Genomic DNA, 20279 nt, shown 5'->3' with positions numbered 1-20279 from the left:
CCGCCGCCGGGGCTGTCAGGCGCGAGCTCGGCGGCCGCCCATGTCGCAGGCCATGTGATCGGGACTAATGGGAGCGATGTGATGGGGCAGCGCACGCCGTACGGAGCTCTGGACGATGGCGAGGGCTTGCCGGGCTCCAGGGGAGAGCACATCCTCCAGAGATTGTTCGCCACCAGGGACCGGGCGGAGCGCTTCTACGAACGGCAGGTCGTCGACCGCCTGACACCCCATATGCGGGACTTCATCGCCCGGCAGGAAATGGTCTTCGTGGGGACCGCGGACGCCGCGGGCAACTGTGACACCTCGTTCCGGGCGGGCCCGCCCGGGTTCGTCCGGGTGGTGGACGACACGAGGCTGATGTATCCGGAGTTCCGCGGCAACGGCGTCCTCGCCAGCCTGGGCAACATCATGGAGAACGCGCACCTCAGCCTGCTGTTCGTTGACTTCTTCGACGACCTCGTGGGCCTGCACGTCAACGGCTCGGCGACCATCACCACCGCCTACGACGCGGCCCGCCGCTACGACCTGGTCGACGAGGACCGCACCGCGCCCGGCCGCCGGGCCGAGCGCTGGGTCATGGTGGAGGTCGAGGAGGCGTACATCCACTGCTCCAAGCACATCCCGCTGCTGACCAAGCAGGACCGCAGGGAGCGCAGACCCGAAGGACGCAGGCCCGCGGGAGACGACTACTTCGGTGTCGGGCAGGTGAAGGACGCCGGGCGGGAGCGGGAAGAGGCGGGAAAGTCGGTCGGGTGACGGTATGACAATCGACATCGGGCTGATCCGCCACAGCTGGTCGCTCATCGAACCGGTGGCCGACCAGGTCACCAAGCACTTCTACGGCAGGCTCTTCGCCAACTACCCGCACATCCGGGAGCTCTTCCCGCCCGCGATGGACCTCCAGCGCGACCGCCTGTTCCACGCGCTCGCGCAGGTGGTGCTCAACCTGGAGGACGGCGAGGGGGTGGGCGACTACCTCGGCCAGCTCGCCCGGGACCACCGCAAGTACGGGGTCCAGCCCGAGCACTATCCCGCGGTCGGCGACTGCCTGGTCGCCGCGATGCGATACCACGCGGGCGAGCTCTGGCGTCCCGCCTACGACGAGGCGTGGATGACCGCCTACAACTTCATCGCCGAGGTGATGATCCAGGCCGCCCAGCAGGACGCCACCCAGTCTCCGCCGTCCTGGGTCGCGACCGTGGTCGCGCACGAGGTGCGCACCCCCGAGATCGCCGTGATCACCGTCCAGCCCGACCAGCCCTACCCCTACCGGGCCGGGCAGTACGCCACCCTGCAGAGCGCGCACTGGCCCCGGGTGTGGCGCCCGTACTCGATCGCGAACGCCCCCCGCCAGGACAACCTGCTCACCTTCCACGTGCGGATGGTGCCCGGCGGATGGGTCAGCACGGCGCTGATGCACCACACCCGGCCGGGCGACAGCCTCCTGCTGGGACCGCCGCGGGGGAGCCTCGTGCTCGACCGGGCGAGCACCTCGCACCTGATCTTCATCGCCGGCGGCACGGGTCTGGCCCCGCTCAAGGCGCTCATCGAGGAGTCGGTCTGGGTGCCCGACCGCCCCGCCATCGATCTCTTCCACGGTGTCCGGCGCAGCGTCGACGCCTACGACAACGAAGACCTGCAACGCCTGCGGTCGGACCACCGGCGCCTGCGGATCGTCCACGCGGTCTCCGACGACCCGGACCAGTGGCGCAGGCAGAGCGCGGTGGACGCCCTGGAGTATCACCGGATCGTCCCCGACGGAGACGTCTTCGTGTGCGGCTCGCCCGACATGGTGCGGGTGACCGCCAACCGCCTGCTCGGCCTGGGCGTGCCCCTGCACCGCATCCACACCGAGTTCGCCCCGGGAGGCGCGGCCAGGTTCGCGGTGCTGTGAGGGGCCGCCGGGACCGGCCCCGATCGGCCGGCCGCCCGCCCGGTCCGGGGACGGGACCTAGCCCGCCGGGCGCTGGAGGGCGGCCCTGATGGTGTCCTCGGGGTAGGGCGACAGCCGTACGGCCTCCGGCACGCTCATCCGGCCGGCGGCCACCTCCCGGCAGAGCCCGGCGACGGCGGTGATCTCGGCGTGCTGGGCGGTGACGGACCGGCGGTCCATCGGATCCCCGTGGCCGGGCACCACGGTGCCCTCGCCGGCCAGCCCGAGCAGCCCGGCGACGGCGGCCGGCCACTCGAGCGGGTAGGCGTCGCCGTACGCCGGCGGCGCGCCGTTCTCCACCAGGTCACCGGCGAACACCACATCGGCGTCCGGGACGTGGACCACGAGGTCGTTGCTGGAGTGGCCGCGGCCGAAGTAGGCCATGACGATCTCGCGTCCGCCGACGGTCAGCTCCGCCCGGTCGGTCACGAGGCGGTCGGGCAGCACGATCTCCGTCTTGGCGATGTCGTCGGCGATGTCGGCACGTCCCTCCTGCCGGTAACGCCGCGCCCAGGCCTCCTTCGTCCCGGCCCCGTCCGCGACCAGGTCGGCCCGGCACCCCTCCTGCGCCCAGACGGGGCAGTCCAGGAACGGCCGGGTGCCGAAGCTGTGGTCGAAGTGCGAGTGAGTGATCACCACCGTCCACGGATCCCGGGTGATCCGCCGCACCTCCGCGGCGAGCTCCGCCCCCTGCCGCTCGTCGCCTCGCGTGTCGACCACCAGGCAGCCGCCGTCACCCATGACCAGTCCCACCGACAGGTCCAGTTCCGTATAACGGCGCACCAGCACCCTGTCGGCCACTTCGATCCATCGACCTTCCATGCGTCGCATTCTCCCCGGCCCGCCCCGCCGTGGCGAGCCACGGTGGGTCTTCCACGTCGCCGACGGCCCTCGTCACAGCCGGCCGCAGCGCCGGCACCGGCCGCGTCTGCGCAGGTGGTAGGCGAGGGCGGCGGCGGCCAGGGCCGCACCCCAGACCGGCCAGAACGTCTCCGGGAGCCAGGCGCCCACCTCGGAGAGCTCGAAGCGGCCCGCGACCGTCCAGCGGATGTAGGTCAGGCCCGCCACGGTGACGATGACCGAGACGAACACGGCGGGGACGACGGCGAGCGGCGGCGGGACCCGCCTGCCGCGCAGGCCGGGGACCCACCGGGGGAAGACCTCGCCCCAGCGCTGGGTCAGCCCCAGGGTGAGGATCCCGCCCAGCGCTCCGAAGGTGGCCAGGTAGGCCCCCGCCAGCCAGATCCCCGGGGCGTCGCGGGAGCCCTCGGCGAGGAACTCCTCGCTGACCCCCAGCGGGATGCCCAGGGCCCAGGCCCATCGGGTCGCGCAGTACACCAGCGGCACCATGGCGGCCACGTGGACGGCCTTGCGCCCCCAGCGGGCCGCGGCGGCCGGGGCCGTCCAGCCTCCGCCGCCCGCCGTACGGCCGCAGCCGGCGCAGGCCCGCCTGCCGCGGCGCTGGTAGGACAGGGCGGCCGCGGCCAGGAGCACCCCGCCGAGCACGCACAGCAGCTGGTTGGCCACCTCCCAGGGCCAGGCGTCGAGCAGGCCGGCGCCGCCGAGGTCCCAGCCGAGCAGGGGCGCGACCAGCAGGAGCGGCGTGTAGGCGACGCCCATCATGAGGCGGGAGTCGGGGATCACCAGCGTCAGCGCCACGGCGGCGGGCCAGGCGAGGGCGGGCGGCACCATCCGCAGCGGGCCCCGTCCCCGGACCACGGCGAGCACCAGTGACAGCACCGCGCAGGCCAGCCCCAGGCCGGCGATCCACCATCCGCCCGGCTGCGGACGGGCGCCCGAGAGGATGGACAGCGCCCCGTCGGGATCGGGGTCGCTCGCGCCCCAGGGGAAGCCCGGCCCGCCCAGCGCCCAGCGCAGGCCGAGCAGGCCGTAGGCGAGCGACCAGAGCGCCGCGGCGTAACCGGCCCAGGCCGGCGGGCGTGACCTCGTCGAGGGTCCCGGGCGAGGTGGAGCCGTAACAGTTGTCATGGATCAAGCGTCCCGGCCGCCGGGACGGCGGGCCATGGGCCGTTCGGCAGGTCCGCGGCCGTTCCGGCGCCGCCGGCTATGCCGTCCGGCAGAGGCCGGGTGACGGCACCCGCGACCCGGTCGCGCGGTCGCGGGTGCCGTCACCGATGGCCGGGGGCGGCGCTCAGGCGCAGGTGACGGAGTAGGAGACGGGGGAGGACACCGCCGTGTTGGGCGTGACGGTCCGCAGGTAGCCGGTCACCGGCCCGCTGGTCTTGACGGCCCGCCACTCGTCCCACACCACCGTCTTGGTGAGGGGGCCGCCGGCCGGGAAGTCGACCTGGGCGGTGGGGCTGGAGGTGCCGTTGTCGAACACCCAGGAGTATTCGACGGGCCCGCTGGTCGGGGCCGACACCGTGATCGTCGCGACGGCCTTCAGGTCGACCGGGCACGCGCCCGTGTGGGAGGACGGCGTGATCCTCGCGTCGGTCACCGAGGTCACCACGCCGCCGGTGTTCGGGACGGGCGGCCTGCCGTCGCACGTCACCGAATACTCCGTGGCCCCGGACTTCACCGGGGTGGGGGTGAGGACGTCCACGAAGACCTTGCCGGCCTGGCTCCGCCGGACGTTCCACTGGTGGAACACCCGGTGGGCCCCAGGCCCGGTGATCTTCACCGTCTCCTTGTGCCAGTAGCCGCCGTCCGCCCACCGCCACCGGTAGGTGACGTCGAGGGGGAAGCCCGCGCCCTTCGGCGCGGTGATCAGCGACGCGGCGGTCACCTGGTACGGGTTCCGGGTGGTGCACTCGCCGCCGTCCCGGCTCCAGGTGGTGATCACGGGATCCGACACCGTCACCGTGCCGGGCCCGGCGTCCTCGCAGGTGATCGTGAACTTCGCGGGACCCGCCTCCGACCTGCCCGGCGAGGTGACCTCGATCGACGCCGACCCGCCGGCCGTCTTGGCGGGATCGGCCACCGGCCAGGCGAGGCTGACCGTCCTGGTCAGGTCCTTGGCGTCCTTGAACTCCCACTCGCCGGGGACCGTCGTGCCGTCGCCGCGGATCCACCGGTAGGTGACCTTGGCCGGCTTGGAGACGGCGAGATCGGCGGTGAAGGTGAAGGTGAGCGGCGCGGCGCACGTCCCGCGGTAGGCGGCCGGGTCGACCTCAAGGTTCGTCACCGAGGCGGTCACCGGCGCGGGCGTCGGCGCGCAGGTCACCGAGTACGGGACCTTGGCCGAGGAGCTCAGGACCTTCCCGTGGCGGTCCAGGATCTCGATCCACCGGGTGCCGGACTGGCTCGCGAGGAAGGTGCGGCTCGCGCCGACCGCGCGCCGCGGCGAGTCCTTGGCCGAGAACCAGAGGTCCTGCCGGCCGAGCGCGCCCCCGTCGCTGTCGACCCACCGGTAGGAGACGGCCGCGGGGACACGCGAGACGCGGACCGTGCCGACGAAGTCAAGGGTCCTGCCGGGGGCCGCGCACGGGCCCGAGTAGGTGTTGCCCCCCGCCACCTCGGCCGAGGCGCGCGGCGCGGGCACCTGCCCCTCGGCGGGCGACCTGGGGGTCTCGACGTCGGTGGACCCCTGGCAGGTGACGGAGAAGTGGGCCCGCCCGGACGTCAGCTTCTTCGGACTGAGCACCTGTACGGCCTGCCAGCCACGGGTGCTGCGGGAGAAGGTCCGCCGCTCCTGGAGCTTGATCCCCGTCCCGGCCTTCGCCGTCCTGACCGCGCCCTTGGTGCCGTCGCCGCGCACCCAGCGGTATCTCACCCGGGCCGCGCCCTTGACGGTGACCGTGGCCGAGAACACCACCGCCGCCGGGCACCGCCCCGCCTGGCGGCCCGGGGCCGCCCGCACGCCCGCCACCGCCACCGACGGGGCCGCCTGCACGCCCGCCACCGCCACCGACGGGGCCGCCTGGGCGGGGGCGGCGAGCAGGCCCGCCGACAGTGAGAAGGCGGCCACCGCTGTCAGAGCCGGTCGCCACCATGGTCTGGAGAACATATGTCTGTCACGCTTCCTCTGCTTCTGATGCAAGCGTGCACAGCGTGCCCGGTGCGACTTGTGGCCCTCTTGTGAACGGTTGTAGCGAGATGTGACGGCTGCGCGCCGGTGGTGATCGCGGCCGTCCCGGCCCCGCTCCGGCCGGCCCGCCTCAGGCGAGGACGCGGCCGACGACCCGGGCGTACATCCGGCCGGGGCTGGGGACCGAAGGAGGGTTGAGGAAGCCGGGGAGCATGGGCAGGTCCACGGCGAAGGGCTGCAGACGTTCGTAGAGGACCTCGGCCCCGGCGGGGCGCCGGTCGGGGTCCTTCTCCAGGAGGTCCTCGATCAGCCGGTTCAGCTCCGCCGGGACGCCTGGGACGGCGGGCGGCCGTTCCTTCACCTGGCGCTCGTAGACGGCGTATTCGGTGGGCCCGGTGAACAGCTGCCGGCCCGTGAGCATCTCGTGGATGACGCAGCCGAGGGCGTAGAGGTCGCTGCGGGGATCGACGAGGCCGCGCTGGATCTGCTCGGGAGCCATGTAGGCCGGGGTGCCGAGGATCTGGCCGACCCGGGTGAAGCGGGTGGAGTCGGTCTCGCGGAGCATGGCGAGGCCGAAGTCGAGGACCTTGACGCTGCCGTCGGGGCAGAGCATCAGGTTGGTCGGCTTGAGGTCGCGGTGGTAGATGGACAGCGCGTGGGCGGCCGACAGCACGGCACAGGCCTGGGCGGCGATCGCGGCCGCCCAGGGGACCGGGAGGGGGCCGTGCTCGCTGAGCAGGTCGGCCACGGTGACGCCGTCGATGAACTGCATCACCTGGAAGAGCCGATGGTCGAAGGTGCCGAAGTCGTAGAGGACCGGCGCGCCGGGGTGCTCCAGCTTCGCCAGGATGCGGGCCTCACGGAGGAAACGCCGGTTCAGCTCCTCGTCGGGGCCGGTCAGCAGCCGCAGGAACTTGACGGCCACCCTGCGGTCGAGGTGCTTGTCGTGGCCGCCGTAGACGGCGCCCATGCCGCCCTGGGCGAGAGGGAGGTCGTCGAGCACGTATCGGTCGCCGATGACCATCCGACCCTCCCGTGGACGTCGCGGGGATCACACCCCTTGGTCGCACGGCCGGAGGTGGCCGTCGACCAGTCCGTCAAAGCCTAGCCGGATCAGCGTTTCCCCCAGCGCCGTCGTCTCGCGCACCCGGTCTTCCAACGCGAACAGCTCGCGGAAGGCCGTGCCGTACTTCCGCTGGTCGGCGAGGGGCAGCATCGGCACCCGCGCCCGCCGCACGTCGAGGCGGCTGGAGCTGGAGTGGACGCGGGTGGCGTCGGCCGAGCGCAGGAACCCGGCGAGGAAGTCGGGGTCGAGCCGCTGCGGGTCCACCCGGTAGAGGGTGAGCTGCGGGCCGAGCGCCGCGCCGCTCCGCGTGATCACCCGGACCGCGCCCAGGGCGGTGGTCACGACGTCACCGGGCCTGACCATGACCAGGGCGGGGTCGAGGGTGGTCCATCCGGAGGGAGGCGCGCCCAGGGCGGTGTCGTCGGCGGTCAGGACGGGGAGCGGGCCCCCCTCGGCCGACATCTTGGCCGGGGCCTGCAGGATGGAGATCAGGCCCGCCTTGGCCAGCTCGCCGACGGTGGTGGTCGGCAGGTCCTGCCGTTCGGCGAGCAGCTCAAGGGCCGGAGGCCCCTGCGGCAGCGTGGCCGTGATGTCACGGAAACGGTCGAGGGTGCCGCTGAAGTCCCGCAGGAAGTCGGGGCCGCCCTGCTGCGGGCGGTGCCGGGCCGGGCTGAGGTCCACCTCGTCGTCGAGCAGGTCGATGATCCGCACCGTACGGCAGTCGCCGGACAGCTCGGCCTCCGGGTCCCGTGTGTAGGCCCGCCAGGCGGACTCCACGACCGACAGGTCCTCGCCCGCGTCCATCATCAGCAGCTGGGAGGGGGGCCGCCCGCCGTCGGGGCGGCGCAGCATCCACAGGTCGGGACCGCCGGGGCCGAGCGTCACCACGGCCCGCAGTGCCCCGGTGCGCAGCAGGTTGCCCCGGATCCGCTTGCCGGGGCGGCGCCCGGCCGCCGCGGCCGGCATCAGGATCGCCACCAGGCCGCCTGGCCGGACATGGGCCAGGCAGTGCTGCACCCAGGCGAGCTCGGACTCCCCGCGCGGCGGCAGGCCGTACTCCCAGCGGGGGTCGCCGGTCAGCTCCTCGTAGCCCCACGCGCGCTCGTTGAAAGGGGGGTCGCAGACCACGGCGTCGGCGAGCTCGCCGGCCAGGCCGTCCTCGCGCAGCGAGTCGCCGGCGACGATCCGCGCGTCGGCCCCGCGCAGCAGCAGCCGGACGGCGGCGAGCAGCGCGTTCGTCTCGTTGATCTCCTGGCCGAGCGGGGAGCCGGTGTGCAGCAGGAGGGTCCCGACGCCGCAGGCCGGGTCCAGGACGGTTCCCCCGTCCTGGTCGGCCAGGCGGGACATGAGCGCGGCCACGTCGTCCCGGGTGACCGAGAGCTGGCGGGAGTGGGCCTCGACGTAGCGCTCGCAGAGGAACTCGAAGGTCTCCAGCGGTCCCCGCTCGGCGGCCAGCTCGGCCACCAGCCTGACGAGCGCGAGGTCGTCCAGCCGCAGATCGGGGGGGCCGGGAAGATCTGTCGTCGCGGCGGCCAGGCCGGTGAGAGACTGTGTGCCGTGCTCCCGCCACGCCGCCGGCTCCCGCTGCAAGAACAGCAGGAACGCGCCGACCCGGCCCACCAGGTCGCCCAGGCGCAGGTCGTCGGCCGAGGTCCGCAGCCGCTGCCAGACCAGGTCGCCGAGGGAGACCTCGAAAGATTTGCCGTTGCGACGCAACCACGCGGCGATCTCGGGCAGGGAGAACAGCGGGCTGGAGGCCGTACCGCCCACGGGCTGGGGAAAGTCGTCGTGGCGGCGGCGCCAGTTGCTCACCGCGGCACGGCCGACGGAGGCGAGCCGGGCGATGTCGCCCGCGTTCACCGTGATGTCCTGGCTCTCCTCCATACTGGGCCACAGTAGTTGACTGTGCCGCAACGGTCTACAACACCTTTGCTTGTGAAGTGCTTCAACCAATGCTTTACTGCCTTCATGGCACTGAACGAAGGATTGGCACTGCGCTACGCGGCCCGCTCCGACGTAGGCGTCCGCCGTGAGGCGAACGAGGACTCGGGCTACGCGAGCGCGCGCCTGCTCGCCATAGCCGACGGCATGGGTGGCCACGCGGGTGGAGAGGTAGCCAGCTCACTCGCCGTGACAGCCATGGTGGCACTGGACGAGCGTCTTCCCGACAGCGGTGTCGACCTGGCCGCCGCCCTGAAGGACGCGGCCAGAGACGTCAACCACACCCTGCACGACATGAGCGAGCAGGACCCCACGCTGCGGGGGATGGGCACCACCCTGACCGCCATGCTCTGGGACGGCGCCACCTTCGCCCTCGCCCACGTCGGCGACTCCCGCGCCTACATGCTGCGCGACGGCGCCCTCTACCAGATCACCCACGACCACACCCTGGTCCAGTCGCTGGTGGACGAGGGCCGGATCACCCCGGAGCAGGCCGCCGAGCACCCGCGCCGGTCCATGGTGCTGCGGGTCCTGGAGGGCACCGGTGACGGTGAGCTGGACCTGTCGCTGCGCGAGGCCCAGCCCGACGACCGCTACCTGCTCTGCTCCGACGGCCTGACCGGCGTGGTCGGTCCGGAGACCCTTTTCAACACGCTGACCGAGATCGACGACCCGGCCGAGGCGGCGCGCTGGCTCATCGACCTGGCGAACCGGGGCGGCGGTCCCGACAACATCACCTGCATCGTGGCCGACTTCGGCGCCCACCCGGTCTCCGCCGAGCGGTCCGTCGTGGGCGCCGCGGCCGAGCGGAGACTGGCGCACTGACGTCCCGGAGCCCGGCGCGGCGGACCGGCGCGCCGGCGTCCCGGAGCCCGTCCCGCGCGGGGCCGGCACCCGCGCCGGGCGGGAGCCGGCCCCGCGCGGGGTCTGCGGCCCGGGACGGGAGGTCTACCAGGTCTTGCCGGTGATGCGCTCGTACGCCTCGACGTAGCGGGCCCGGGTGGCCTCCACGATCTCGGCGGGCACCTCCGGCGCGGGCTCCTTCTTGTCCCAGCCCGTGCCGGTCGCCCAGTCGCGGACGTACTGCTTGTCGAAGGAGAACTGCGGGTGGCCGGGCTCCCACCGGTCGGCGGGCCAGAACCGCGAGGAGTCGGAGGTCAGCACCTCGTCGCCGAGCATGAGCGTGCCGTCGGCGGCCCAGCCCAGCTCGATCTTGGTGTCGGCGATGATGACGCCGCGCTCGCGCGCCAGCTCCGCGCCGCGCCCGTAGACCGCGAGCGTGATCCGGCGCAGCTCCGCGGCGACCTCCGCGCCCTCCTGCGCGACCACCTGGTCGAAGGCGATGGGCTCGTCGTGCCGGCCGAGCGGGGCCTTGGTGGTCGGAGTGAAGATCGGCTCGGGGAGCCTGTCTCCGTCCACCAGGCCGGCCGGCAGCGGCACACCCGAGACCGCCCCCCGCGTCCTGTACTCCTCCAGCCCGCCGCCGGTCAGGTAACCGCGCGCGATGCACTCGACCGGCACCATCCTCAGCTTCCGGCACCGTACGGCGCGGCCCTCGAACTCGGCGGGCACGTCGGTGGCGGAGATGACGTGGTTGGGCACGATGTCGGCGAGCTGCTCGAACCACCACAGGGAGAGCCGCGTGAGGATCTTCCCCTTGTCGGGGATGGGCGTGGGCAGGATCACGTCGTAGACCGACACGCGGTCGGAGGCCACGAGGATGATGTCCCCCCGGTCCTCGTATACGTCGCGGACCTTCCCGGAGTGGAGAAGCTTCACTGTGTTTTCCCTGTTCTCGCGCGATCTCGTGCTGGTACACCAGGCGGTAACAGAGTAATCGGCGACCTGGCGACACCGAAAAGGAGAGGTCGCGGAGCCGCCGGCCGGTCAGACCTCCGGCCGGCCGTAGTGGGCGACGATGTTCGCGGTCCACTGCCGGACCTGCGCGTCGACCTCCGCGTGGTCATGGGGCAGGCCGGGCGCGTCGGGCCGGGTCTGCCACGGGTGAGGCCCGTCCTCGGGCCTGAACTCCACGCCGAGCGCCTCCAGCCGGCGCTCGTGGGAACGCAGGCGCCTGCGGAAGTCGGTGAAGTCGCGCCGCCGTGGCCCCCACACGACCTCGGCGAAGGCCGCCAGTCGCGGGAAGGCCATGTAGTCGAGATGCCGTGGGGAGTCGATGTGCTCGGTCCAGATGTTCGCCTGGGCGCCGAGGACGCGCCGTGACTCCTCCCCGGTGAGCTCAGGCGGCACGGGCTCGAACCCGTAGACGGTTTCAAGGCTGATGACGTTGCCGATGGGCACCGGCTCCGCCGGATCGCCTGACTGCCGGAAGTCGAGGTAGAGATCGGTGAACGGGCAGGTCACCACGTCGTGCCCGAGCCTGGCGGCGGTAACGGCCCCGAAGGTGCCCCGCCACGACGCCACGGTCGTGCCGCGCGGCAGGCCGCCTTCCAGGATTTCGTCCCAGGCGTACGGCTTGCGCCCGCGGGCGATGAGATACTCGGTGAACTGGTGGACGAACCAGCTCTGCAGCTCGTCCTCGTCCCGCAGCCCGAGTCCGCGCATCCGCTCCTTCGCCGCCGGACTGTCGCGCCACTGCGCCTTCGGGACCTCGTCGCCGCCCACGCAGACGTAGTCGCCGGGGAAGAGCTCCAGCACCTCGTCGAAGACCGCCTTGAAGAAGGCGATGGTGCGGTCCTCGACGTTGAGGACGTTCTCCACCACACCCCAGGTGGTGCCGACGGGCAGGGGCTCGTCGAGGTTGCCGAGTTCGGGGTAGGCGGCGATGGCGGCCTGGGTGTGACCCGGCAGGTCGATCTCGGGCACCACCGTGATGAACCGGTCGGCGGCGTAGGCGACGATCTCCCGGATGTCGTCCTGGGTGTAGTAACCGCCGTGCGGCCGCCCGTCGTACTTCCCGTGGACCACTGCGCCCACGGTCGACTCGCGGCGCCACGCGCCGACCTCGGTGAGCCGGGGGAAGCGCTTGATCTCCAGCCGCCAGCCCTGGTCGTCGGTGAGGTGCAGGTGCAACACGTTCAGCTTGTGCGTCGCCAGCAGGTCGATGTAGCGCAGCAGATCATTCTTGGGGAGGAACGTCCTCGCGACGTCGATCAGCACCCCGCGCCAGGCGAAGCGGGGCGCGTCCGCGACGGTCACGGCGGGCACGGACCACGGGCCGCGCCCGACCGCTCCGGTGCGGAAGGCGTCGGCGGGGAGCATCTGGCGCAGGGTCTGCGCGCCGTAGAAGGCCCCTGCGGGATCGCCCGCCTCGATCCGGACGGTGGCGGAGGTGACCTGGAGGCGGTAGGCGTCTCCGGCCAGATCCGCCGCGTGGACGAGCTGGATCGTTCCGGGAACGGGTGGACCGGGCAGCAGCGGGAGCCGCGTCGCCGGACCGAGCGCGCCTCGCAGCCAGTGGCCCACATGCTCGAATGCCGGGTCGGAGGCGATGGCGATGTCATGGCCGAGGACGAAACAGCCTTCGGCCGGGGCGATCAGGGTCGGCCGGGGAATCACGGTGTCAGCGCCGCCCACCGGATTCCCGGCCGGGTTTTCGAAGCCAGACGCGGAGTTCACAGGGCCTGTACCGTCCCGGTCTCGCGAGCGCGCTCCGCCGCCCAGACGAGCAGATGGCCCGCGAGTGCCTCGTGCGGGTCACATCCGAGCAGTGTCTGGTCTCCTGCTGCCACGGCATCGAGGAAGGCCGCCGTCAGGCCCGCGTCTCCTCCTCCGTGACCGTCCGCCGCCGACGCCCCCGCCCCGCTCCGCGTGTCGATCAGCTCCTCCTCGCCTGTGCGGAAGTCCACGATCCGCAGTGTCGTGCCGTCTCCGTCGAGATAGCCGTGCGTGCCGAACAGCCGGGTTCTGCGGTGCTCCAGCGGGGTGAACGCGGTCATGGTGAACGACGCGGTGACTCCGCCTTCGAACTCCATCGACACCACCTGCTGATCCACCACGTCGTTGTCGCAGTCGTAGACGCACCGGCCGTAGGGGCCGGTCTCCAGCGCGTGGAGGACGGCCTCGGCCGTCGGCTCGGCGGTGACGGCGCTGAGAGGCCAGAACTCGGTCTTCGGATCGCCCAGGCAGCCCAGGTAGAAGCGGGTGGCCGAGTAGGGGCAGGCGGCCTCGACGGCACAGCCGGTGCACCGCTCGCCCGCGCCTGCCGGGCGGTTCTCCGGCCGGAAGTGGAACAGGCCGCCGAAGGAGGACACTCGGACCGGCCGCAGGCCGATCACGTGCAGCAGCCAGTCGATGTCATGACAGGACTTGGTCAGCAGCATGGGTCCCGAGGTGTCGGCCCGCCGCCAGTTTCCGCGCACGAACGAATGCGCCTGATGCCACCAGCCGACCGGCTCGAGATGCTGGACACTCGCCAGGTCGCCGAGCCTGCCCTGATCGATCACGGCCTTCAACGCCAGGGTGTAGGGCGTGTAGCGCAGGACATGTCCTACGGCGAGGATGACCGAATGACGTTGGACCGCCGCGACGATCCGCCGGGCGTCGGCTTCCACCGGCGCCATCGGTTTCTCCAGCAGGATGTGGTAGCCCAGCTCCGCGAAGGCCACCGCGGGGTCGACGTGCAGGTGGTCCTGGGTCGCGATCACGACGGCGTCGGCGAGCCTGCCGGCTGCGGCCATCTCCGCCCAGTCATGGAAGGTTCCGGCGGGGGAGAGGCCGAACTCGGCGGCGAACCTCTCCCTGCGCTCCCGGTCGGGCTCGGCGACGGCCACGATCCGTCCGCGTCCGGTCCTCACCGCCTCCCTGGCGTAGATGAATCCCCGCATCCCCGCGCCGAGCACGGCAAGACTCACAGTCATTAATCTCGTATCTCCGGCATGCCAGGTGACTAATAATGGAATACATCATTAGTGGCGGCACGACGAAAGAGTCAAGAGGGGATGCCATGGAAGGTGTCGGGGGCGACCTCCAGAGGTTGCGCCAGCTGAATTCGCTCGCCAGCCTGCACGCGTTACGCGGTTCGCCGCCGCTCACGCTCGCCGAGCTCGCGCGGCGCACCGGCCTGTCCCGGGCCTCGATCAACGAGGTGATGGCGGACCTGATGGACCGGGGGTGGGTGGCGGAGGTGCCCCCCGCCCCCGGTGCCATGGGCCGGCCGGCGCGCAGATACCGGTTCCGTTCGGACGCCGGATACGTGCTCGGTCTGGACATCGGCGTCGACAAGGTGCGCGCGGCCATCACGGACCTGAACGGCGAGGTGATCGCCGGCGGGCGCACGGCCGTGGGGGCGGAGACGCCCAGACAGGAACGGCTGGACGCCGTGGACCGGGCCATAGCGGCGTGCCTGGCCATGTCGAACGTGCCGGTGGCGGACATCTGGGCGATCACGGCCGGCACCGTCGGCGTGGTGGATCTGGAGGGCCGGGTGACCACGGTCTACGCGATTCCCGACTGGGCGGGGGTGGACCTCCCCGGGCATCTGGGCAGGATGTTCGGGCAGCCGGTGCTCGTCGCCAACGACAGCAAGCTCGCCGCCCTCGCCGAGCAGCGGCTCGGCGTGGCGCGCGAGGTACGCGACCTCGTCTACCTGCACGCGGGGCGCAGGCCCGGCGCGGCGATGATCGTCGACGGCAAACTCCACCGGGGCTTCAGCGGCGCGTCGGGCGAGGTCGGGCTGCTGGACGCGGTGCGCTGGATCCACATGGCGGAACACCTCGAACGATGTCCCGGGTTCGCGGGGCATCCGCCGGACCAGATCGCGGGGCTGGTGTTCGAGGCGGCACGCGCGGGCGGTCCCGCGGCCCTCGACGCGGTCGGGCGATATGCGGCCGACCTCGCGATCGGGGCGGCGGCCCTGATCCTCACCCTGGACCCCGAACTGGTCGTACTGGGCGGTGGTTTCTCCCGCTCGGGCGACGTGCTGCTCCAGCCGCTGCGCCGGGCCCTGGAGCCGTTGTGCCTGCGCATGCCCGAGATCCGGCTGTCGAGCCTCGGTGAGGACTCGGTGGTGCTCGGAGCCGCCTGCCTGGCCATCGACCACGTGAACCGGCTCCTGCTCTCGGCCGACGACCCCCTGCTCGCGCTCAGCGCGCCGAGGGCGGTCACGTGAGGCGGCCGCTGCCGTGGCCCGGCTGCCGCAACGCCCGTGACCTCGGAGACCTGCCGGGAGTCCGGGAGCGCGCGCTGATCCGGTCGGAGGGCCACGAACGACTCACGGCGGAAGGCCGGCGGGCGCTGCTGGCCTACGGCGTCAGCCGGGTGATCGACCTGCGTCTCCCCGCCGAGTGCGAGCGGCTGCCCAGCCCGTTCGCCCGTTCTCCCGTGTACCGCAACGTGTCGGTGCTCGGCCCGCGGGACGTCCTGCTCGCCGGCATGGGCGCCGACCTCGCCGAGATCTACCGGGTGATCCTCGACGACTTCGCCGCGTACGTCACCTCGGCCGTGGCGGCGGTCGCCCAGGCCCCGCCGGGCGGGGTGGTCGTTCACTGCCACTCCGGACGTGATCGCACGGGCCTCGTCACGGCTCTCGCCCTCAGGGTCGCCGGGGTGTCCCGCGCGCTCGTCGCCGAGGACTACGCGCTCACCGCGGCCCATCTCGGGCTTGAGGAGGACGCGGACGACACGGCCCGCGCGCACTTCGAGCAGACCCGGCCGGAGACGATGCTGGCCACGCTGGACCACCTGGACAGCCGGTACGGCGGCGCGCTGCCGTACCTTCTCGGCCACGGGATGCGGGAGGCCGATGCGCGCGCTCTTAAAGGACGTATTTGTGCGGACCTATTGACGTGAAGACCGGCATCTCCATACTTGCGATGTAGACCATCGAAAGTATGGCGCTGCCGCCCCGCGGCGGACACTTGCGTGCACCCCCCTGGAGGTTCCCATGGCCCGACGTCTGTCGTGCCTGATCACCGGCACAGTGGTCGCCACCACCATGCTCAGCGGTTGTGGTGGAGGCGGCACGGACGGTGGCGGCCCCGTCGAGATCTCCTACGGCATCTGGGACATCGAGCAGCAACCGGCGCTGGAGCAGGCGGCGGCCGAGTTCAGCAAGCGCAACCCCGATGTCAAGGTCAAGATCCAGGTCACGGGCTGGGACGAGTACTGGGCCAAGCTCAAGGCGGCGGCGACCGGCGGCGCGGCACCCGATGTCTTCTGGATGAACGGCCCCAACTTCAAGCTCTACGCCTCCAACGGCATGCTGCTCCCCCTGGCGGACAGGATCGCCGCCGAAAAGGTGGACATGTCGGTCTTCCCGCAGCCTCTGGTGGACCTCTACACCTATGAGGGCAAGTCCTACGGCCTTCCCAAGGACTTCGACACGATCGGCCTCTGGTACAACAAGAAGCTGTTCGACGCGGCCGGCCTGAAATACCCGGACGAGTCGTGGACCTGGGACGACCTGCGGGCCGCGGCGAAGAAGCTGACGACGGCGGACAAGAGCGTCCAGGGGATCGCGGCGGAGCTCAACAACCAGGCCACCTTCTACAACACCATCGCCCAGGCCGGCGGCTACGCCCTCTCCCCGGACGGCACCACGTCCGGCTACGACCAGCCCGCCACCATCGAGGGGCTGAAGTTCTGGACCGACCTCATCAAGGACGGCCTGTCCCCCACGCAGCAGCAGATGACCGACAGCAAGCCGGTCGAGATGTTCGAGTCGGGCAAGGTCGCGATGTACTACTCGGGCAGCTGGTACGCGACCCGATTCAACAAGAACACCGCCACCAAGGACACGATCGACGTGGCCCCGCTGCCCGCCGGCAGGAAACGGGCGGTCGTCACCCACGGCGGCGCCAACGTGGTGTCCGCCAAGTCGGAGCACGCGGACGCCGCATGGAAGTTCGTCCGCTTCCTCGGCTCCAAAGACGCCGCCGACATCATCGGCCGCTCCGGTGCGGTCATCCCCGCCTACGCCGGAACCCAGCAGGCGTGGATCGACTCGGCTCCGCAGTTCCACCTGAAAGTCTTCATCGACCAGCTGGCGGTCTCCGTCCCCTATCCCAGCTCCAAGAACACCGCCGGATGGATGGACGAGGAGCCGAAATACCTGTCCAAGGCCTGGACCGGTGAGGTCGGCATCGAGGAGGCCGCCAAGGACCTCGCGGCGAAGATGAACGCCTCGCTCGCCCAGGAAAAGTGACCTCGTCGATGACGGCGCACGCTTCCGCCGAGACCTCTCCGAGCCTGGAGGGCCCTGCTCCCGGCTCGGAGGGCCCCTCGGGGTGGCGCGCGTTCGGCGGACGCCGCCGCAGCGAAGCCCTCTGGGGTCTGCTCATGATCGCCCCCCTGGGGCTGGGCCTCGCGGTCTTCTACCTGTGGCCCATCGCGCAGACGTTCTACTTCGGGTTCACCGAGTGGGGGCCGTTCGGCGGCAGCGAGTGGACGGGCCTGGCCAACTACGAACGCCTCCTCGCCGACGAGGAGGTCTGGACCGCCCTGCGCAACAGCATCGCCTACACCGCTCTGGTGCTCCTGGGCGTCCCCGTCGCCATCGTGTTCGCGGCGCTGCTGAACCAGCGCCGGCTGCGCGGCCGCGGGATCTTCCGCACGGTGTACTTCCTGCCGGTGGTCACCATGCCGAGCGCGGTCGCGATGCTCTGGCAGTATCTGTACAACGGCGACTTCGGCGTGCTGAACCAGCTACTGGCCCTGGTCGGCGTCGACGGCCCCTCGTGGGTGGCCGATCCCCGCACCGCGATCTACGCACTCGCCGCGATCGGTGTGTGGATGGCCTTCGGCTACAACCTCGTGATCCTGATGGCCGGGCTGCAGAACGTGCCGAAACAACTCTACGAAGCCTCCGCCATCGACGGAGCCGGCCCGGTCCGCCAGTTCGTCTCCATCACCGTGCCGATGCTCAGCCCGACCATCTTCTTCGTCTCGGTCATCTCGGTGATCGGCACGCTGCAGATGTTCGACCTGGTCTATCTGATGATGCCGGCCGGCAGCCCGGCGCTGCCGGCCACCCAGACGATCGTGCATCTCTTCTACTCCACGTCCTTCGTGCGGAACGACCCGGGGTACGGCGCGGCCATCGCCTTCGTGCTCTTCGTCGTGATCGCGCTGCTGACCGCGGTGCAGTTCCGGATCCAGCGCAGGTGGGTGCACTATGTATAGCCGCCGGTGGGCGCTGGCCGCCTCCTACGCCGTCCTCCTCGTGGGTGCGGTCCTCGTCGTCGGCCCCTTCGTCTGGCAGGCCCTGACCTCGGTCAAGTCCTTCCAGGACTCGGTCCGCATCCCGCCGGTGGTGCTGCCGTCCCCGTGGGACTGGTCAGGCTACGCCCGTGTCTTCGAGGTGATGCCGCTCGGCCGCCAGTTCGTCAACACCGTGCTGATGGCGGCCGGGCGCACCGTCGCCCAGTTGATCTTCTGCTCGCTGGCGGCCTTCGCCTTCGCCCGGCTGGAGTTTCCCGGACGCCGGTTCTTCTTCGGGCTGTTCCTCGTGGTGCTGATGGTGCCGTCGCAGCTGTTCGTCATCCCCCAGTTCCTCATCATGCAGCAGCTGGGCTGGCTCAACACGATCCAGGCTCTGATCGTGCCGGGCATGTTCAGTGCCTTCGGCACATTCCTGCTCCGCCAATTCTTCGTCGGCCTGCCCCGGGAGCTGGATGAGGCGGCCGAGCTGGACGGGTGCGGGCCGCTTCAGAGGTACTGGCGCATCCTGCTGCCGCTGAGCAAGCCGGGGCTGATCGCGCTCGCCGTGCTCACCCTGCTGTGGTCGTGGAACGACCTCATGTGGCCGCTCATCGTCAACACCGACCCCGAGATGATGACCCTCTCCGCAGGCCTGGCGGCGCTCAGCGGCCAGCACAACATCGAGTACCCCGCGCTCATGGCGGGTTCGCTGATGGCCACCGCCCCGGTGATCGTCATCTTCGCGATCCTGCAGAAACAGGTCATCGAAGGCATCGCCAACACCGGCGGCAAATCCTGATCATCGGTCCCCCTCCTCCCCCAAGGGCGATGCGTGATGTCAAAAACCCCCCAATTCATCACATTCATTGTCATTTCCCTCTTATCAGTGCTGGCTGTACACCCCGCACCGGCTCAGGCCGCCGTGGCCGTCAGACCGAAGATCATGCAGTTCAACCTGGCCGGCGGAGAGTGGTGGAAGGGCACGAAGACCCCTGCCGTCAACGCGATCGCCACCACCGCGCGGCAGGTCCGGCCCGATGTGATCACACTCAACGAGATCTGCCGCGACCAGTACGAAGCCCTGCGGAACATGTTGAAGCCCGCCGACGGCAACGGCTGGCAGATAACCGGGTGGGACTTCCACGCCGAGGCCGACAGCCTGAAGTACACCCGCTGCCTGGGCCTCAAGGGGACGAGTGAACCCTGCTACGCCGCGGGCACCTGCCACCTGGCGGTCGGTTCGGCCATCCTGACCCGTCTGAACGCGAGCGACCGGAAGCTGTGGGACCTGCCGGGTTTCATCCGCGGCGACGGCGCCGAGTACAAGATGCTCTGCGTCAGAACCTGGCTGCCGGTCGAAACCTCACCGGCACGCAACCAGTACTCCCAGGTCTGCGTCACGCATCTGGATCCCGTCGGCGGAGTCGTGGACCCGGCCAAGATGGCGGGCGGTTGGAGCTCGTTCTGCCTGCCGAAGACCGCGACCTGGCCAGGGGAGGACATCCGGCACTGCCAGGCGAGCGTGATCCGCGCCCGGCTCGAAGAGAACATGATGATCCCGGACGCCAACGGGCACTACGCGCCCCTGCTGGTCGCGGGAGATCTGAACCAGAGGCTGGACGAGGTCGCCTTCACCTCCTACCCGGAGGTCCAGCAGCGTGCCGCCCAGGTCACCCCCGGCCGCCGCTACTTCGGATTCTCCGACTTCCAGCTGCCCGGAACGGTTCCCCTGAAGTTCCACTACCGGGAGGCGGGGGCGGCCACCGACCCGTGGACCTTCTGCAACGTCCCCGGCGTTCCCACGGACGCCCTGCCGCCGGTCGACGTCTCCTGCCGGCTCGACCACACCCCCGTGAAACTCGACCACGTCGTGTACCAGACCGAGTACTGGCACACCCCCACAGGCCAGGCGACGACCATGTACCGCACCCCTGGCGACAGTTCCTCCGGTCTGCTCTCCGACCACCGACGTTACGACGCCCAGCTGACCTGGCAGCCGCTCCCGCCACTGAGCTGACGAGCGCATCCCCGACAGGCTGACGCGACCCCCGACCCGAGCGCATCCCCGACAGGCTGACGCAACCCCCAACAGAGGAGAACATGTGCGCACCCCCCTCCGCCGCAGGATCGCAACGGCAGCGTGCCTGGCCCTGACGGCACTCGTCGCGGCCCAGCCGGGCCCGGCCCAGGCCCAGCCGCGTGAAGATCCCGTGGACGTCCAACTGCTGTCCATCACCGACTTCCACGGC

Annotated in this window: 17 protein-coding genes; 9 read left to right on the top strand and 8 right to left on the bottom strand. The window is 71.1% G+C overall.

Going from position 1 to position 20279, the window contains the following annotated elements; genetic code table 11:
* The first annotated feature begins 81 nt into the window (after positions 1-81).
* Both ACZ6R6_RS02425 and ACZ6R6_RS02420 read left to right on the top strand, forming a co-directional pair.
* Positions 82-756, top strand: a complete 675-nt coding sequence (locus ACZ6R6_RS02425) for a pyridoxamine 5'-phosphate oxidase family protein (RefSeq protein WP_470089543.1) — start codon at positions 82-84, stop codon at positions 754-756.
* Positions 757-760: 4 nt separating this feature from the next.
* A complete protein-coding gene (locus ACZ6R6_RS02420; RefSeq protein ID WP_470089542.1) occupies positions 761-1894 on the top strand; it encodes a globin domain-containing protein in 1134 nt (377 codons plus the stop codon).
* Positions 1895-1951: 57 nt separating this feature from the next.
* On the opposite strand, the gene ACZ6R6_RS02415 is transcribed toward ACZ6R6_RS02420, so the two are convergent.
* The 5 genes from ACZ6R6_RS02415 to ACZ6R6_RS02395 all read right to left on the bottom strand — a co-directional run bounded on the left by ACZ6R6_RS02415 (position 1952) and on the right by ACZ6R6_RS02395 (position 8874).
* A complete protein-coding gene (locus tag ACZ6R6_RS02415; RefSeq protein ID WP_470089541.1) occupies positions 1952-2755 on the bottom strand; it encodes an MBL fold metallo-hydrolase in 804 nt (267 codons plus the stop codon).
* Between the two features lie 72 nt (positions 2756-2827).
* Positions 2828-3922, bottom strand: coding sequence for a hypothetical protein (locus tag ACZ6R6_RS02410; RefSeq protein ID WP_470089539.1), 1095 nt, complete (start codon positions 3920-3922; stop codon positions 2828-2830).
* A gap of 163 nt (positions 3923-4085) precedes the next feature.
* Positions 4086-5864: a hypothetical protein gene (locus tag ACZ6R6_RS02405; protein ID WP_470089538.1), complete on the bottom strand. Its 1779-nt coding sequence runs from the start codon at positions 5862-5864 to the stop codon at positions 4086-4088.
* Between the two features lie 190 nt (positions 5865-6054).
* Complete coding sequence (locus ACZ6R6_RS02400; RefSeq protein WP_470089537.1) at positions 6055-6948, bottom strand: serine/threonine-protein kinase; 894 nt, start codon at positions 6946-6948, stop codon at positions 6055-6057.
* Positions 6949-6975: 27 nt separating this feature from the next.
* Positions 6976-8874, bottom strand: a complete 1899-nt coding sequence (locus ACZ6R6_RS02395; protein WP_470089535.1) for an N-6 DNA methylase — start codon at positions 8872-8874, stop codon at positions 6976-6978.
* 84 nt (positions 8875-8958) lie between these two features.
* On the opposite strand from ACZ6R6_RS02395, the gene ACZ6R6_RS02390 reads away from it, so the two are divergent.
* Positions 8959-9756, top strand: coding sequence for a PP2C family protein-serine/threonine phosphatase (locus ACZ6R6_RS02390; RefSeq protein ID WP_451933215.1), 798 nt, complete (start codon positions 8959-8961; stop codon positions 9754-9756).
* A 123-nt stretch (positions 9757-9879) separates the two neighbouring features.
* Here ACZ6R6_RS02390 and ACZ6R6_RS02385 read toward each other — a convergent pair whose 3' ends face one another.
* From ACZ6R6_RS02385 to ACZ6R6_RS02375, 3 genes are all read right to left on the bottom strand, one after another.
* Positions 9880-10710 carry a phosphoribosylaminoimidazolesuccinocarboxamide synthase gene (locus tag ACZ6R6_RS02385; protein WP_470089534.1) on the bottom strand — a complete coding sequence of 277 codons (831 nt, stop codon included), beginning with the start codon at positions 10708-10710 and terminating at the stop codon, positions 9880-9882.
* Between the two features lie 108 nt (positions 10711-10818).
* Positions 10819-12468, bottom strand: coding sequence for a beta-N-acetylhexosaminidase (locus tag ACZ6R6_RS02380; RefSeq protein ID WP_470089533.1), 1650 nt, complete (start codon positions 12466-12468; stop codon positions 10819-10821).
* Positions 12469-12506: 38 nt separating this feature from the next.
* Positions 12507-13751 (bottom strand): Gfo/Idh/MocA family protein, encoded by a 1245-nt coding sequence (locus tag ACZ6R6_RS02375; RefSeq protein WP_470089531.1) that lies wholly within the window; start codon positions 13749-13751, stop codon positions 12507-12509.
* A gap of 86 nt (positions 13752-13837) precedes the next feature.
* Between ACZ6R6_RS02375 and ACZ6R6_RS02370 the strand changes: the two genes are divergently transcribed.
* The 6 genes from ACZ6R6_RS02370 to ACZ6R6_RS02345 all read left to right on the top strand — a co-directional run bounded on the left by ACZ6R6_RS02370 (position 13838) and on the right by ACZ6R6_RS02345 (position 20047).
* Entirely contained in the window at positions 13838-15001 is a 1164-nt protein-coding gene (locus ACZ6R6_RS02370; protein WP_470089530.1) for an ROK family transcriptional regulator, read from the top strand.
* The gene (locus tag ACZ6R6_RS02365) at positions 14998-15681 is read left to right on the top strand and encodes a tyrosine-protein phosphatase (RefSeq protein ID WP_470089529.1); all 684 of its coding nucleotides are present in this window, start codon (positions 14998-15000) and stop codon (positions 15679-15681) included. Before ACZ6R6_RS02370 ends, ACZ6R6_RS02365 begins: the two co-directional genes overlap by 4 nt.
* Before the next feature lie 94 nt (positions 15682-15775).
* Positions 15776-17035 carry an ABC transporter substrate-binding protein gene (locus tag ACZ6R6_RS02360; RefSeq protein ID WP_470089527.1) on the top strand — a complete coding sequence of 420 codons (1260 nt, stop codon included), beginning with the start codon at positions 15776-15778 and terminating at the stop codon, positions 17033-17035.
* Between the two features lie 8 nt (positions 17036-17043).
* A complete protein-coding gene (locus tag ACZ6R6_RS02355) occupies positions 17044-18012 on the top strand; it encodes a carbohydrate ABC transporter permease (protein WP_470089526.1) in 969 nt (322 codons plus the stop codon).
* A complete protein-coding gene (locus tag ACZ6R6_RS02350) occupies positions 18005-18829 on the top strand; it encodes a carbohydrate ABC transporter permease (protein WP_470089525.1) in 825 nt (274 codons plus the stop codon). The genes ACZ6R6_RS02355 and ACZ6R6_RS02350 overlap by 8 nt, the downstream gene beginning before the upstream one ends.
* An 87-nt stretch (positions 18830-18916) precedes the next feature.
* Positions 18917-20047, top strand: a complete 1131-nt coding sequence (locus ACZ6R6_RS02345) for an endonuclease/exonuclease/phosphatase family protein (RefSeq protein WP_470089523.1) — start codon at positions 18917-18919, stop codon at positions 20045-20047.
* Positions 20048-20279 lie beyond the last annotated feature (232 nt).

It is taken from the genome of Streptosporangium sp. NPDC048886 (genome assembly GCF_055586905.1).
The sequence above is the reverse complement of the archived record's forward strand: the minus strand, read 5'-3'. Positions and strand labels throughout refer to the sequence as shown.